The sequence below is a fragment of the Trueperaceae bacterium genome, from assembly GCA_019454765.1.
In the GTDB taxonomy this organism is placed as follows: domain Bacteria; phylum Deinococcota; class Deinococci; order Deinococcales; family Trueperaceae; genus JAAYYF01.
Map to the genome: position 1 here is coordinate 14409 of JACFNR010000043.1, position 1404 is coordinate 15812.

Here is a 1404-nt window from a genome sequence, read left to right on the forward strand (position 1 = left end):
AGCGGCTCCGGGAGGGGCGAGTGAGCGACAAGCGGTACGACCTCATCACCATGGGCCGGTCGTCCATCGACCTGTACGCCAACGACATCGGCGCGCCGTTCGAGGAGATCACGAGCTTCGCGGCGTACGTGGGCGGGAGCCCCACCAACATCGCCGTGGGCGCGCGCCGGCTCGGGCTGCGGGCTGGGCTCCTCACGGCCGTGGGCGAGGACAAGGTGGGCGACTTCATCCTCGCCTTCCTGCGCCGCGAGGGCGTGGACGTGAGCTTCCTGCCGCGCAAGCCGGGGGCACGCTCGAGCGCCGTGCTGCTCGGCATCGAGCCGCCCGACCGCTTCCCGCTGGTCTTCTACCGCGACAACGCGGCCGACATGCAGCTCACCATCGACGACGCGCTGGCGGCCCCGCTCGACTCGACGCGGGCGCTGGAGGTGTCGGGCACGGGTCTGAGCCGCGAGCCGAGCCGCAGCGCGACGTTCTTCGCCGCGGAGCGCGCGCGTGCCGCTGGGGCCGCGGTGTTCCTCGACATCGACTTCCGCGCCGACCAGTGGCACGACCCGCGCGCCTTCGGGCTGGCCGTGCGGGCGCTGCTGCCGAACGTGGACGTGGCCATGGGCACGGAGGAGGAGGTCAACGCCGCCATGCTCACCGACGCCTCGCAGGTGCGTGTGACGCACCAGCAGGTGTCGGCCCCCGAGATCGAGGGCGACGTGAACGCGAACGTGCGGGCGCTCCTCGCGGTGCCGGGCGGCCCGAAGGTGCTGGTCGTGAAGCGCGGCGCGGCGGGCGCCACTGTGTTCACGGCCGACGGGAGCGTGACGGACGTGCCGGGCTTCCCGGTCGAGGTGCACAACGTGCTGGGCGCGGGCGACGCGTTCGCGAGCGGCCTCATCTACGGTCGCCTGAAGGGCTGGGACTGGTACCGCAGCGCCCGCATGGGCAACGCCTGCGGCGCCATCGTGGTGACGCGGCACGGCTGCGCCAACTTCATGGCGTACGAGGAGGAGGCGCTGGCGTTCGTGGAGGGGCGCGGGGGGTTCTGAGGGGGCGCGCGGGCGCCCGCCGGCGGCCCGGGTCTGCGGGGTCCTGGCGGGCGCCTCAGGCCTTGCCGGCGCTCCCGAACAGCGCCATCTTCTCCATGGCCACGCGCTTGGCGGCCTCGAGCCCGTCGGCGAGGAGCGCCTGCGGCAGGTAGCCCTTGCCCTCGCGGTCGCGGCCGGCCTCGACGTAGCGCCGCACGGCGGCCGTGAAGGCGACCAGGCACTCCGTGTTGACGTTCACCTTGCGCACGCCCAGCTCGATGGCGCGGCGCACCATCTCCTCCGGCACCCCCGAACCGCCGTGTAGCACGAGCGGCGTGCCCTGGGTGGCGTGGGCCACGTCGGCCAGGCGCTCGAAGTCGAGGCC

2 protein-coding genes are annotated in these 1404 nt (G+C 73.7%); one reads left to right on the forward strand and one right to left on the reverse strand.

Features of this window, described 5'->3' with window-relative positions; translation table 11 throughout:
- Positions 1-50 precede the first annotated feature (50 nt).
- On the forward strand, positions 51-1040 hold the full coding sequence (iolC, locus tag H3C53_10965) for a 5-dehydro-2-deoxygluconokinase (protein MBW7917187.1): 990 nt from the start codon (positions 51-53) through the stop codon (positions 1038-1040).
- 55 nt (positions 1041-1095) lie between these two features.
- Here iolC and H3C53_10970 read toward each other — a convergent pair.
- Positions 1096-1404 (reverse strand): class II fructose-bisphosphate aldolase (locus tag H3C53_10970; GenBank protein MBW7917188.1); only part of this gene is annotated, 309 nt, incomplete at its 5' end.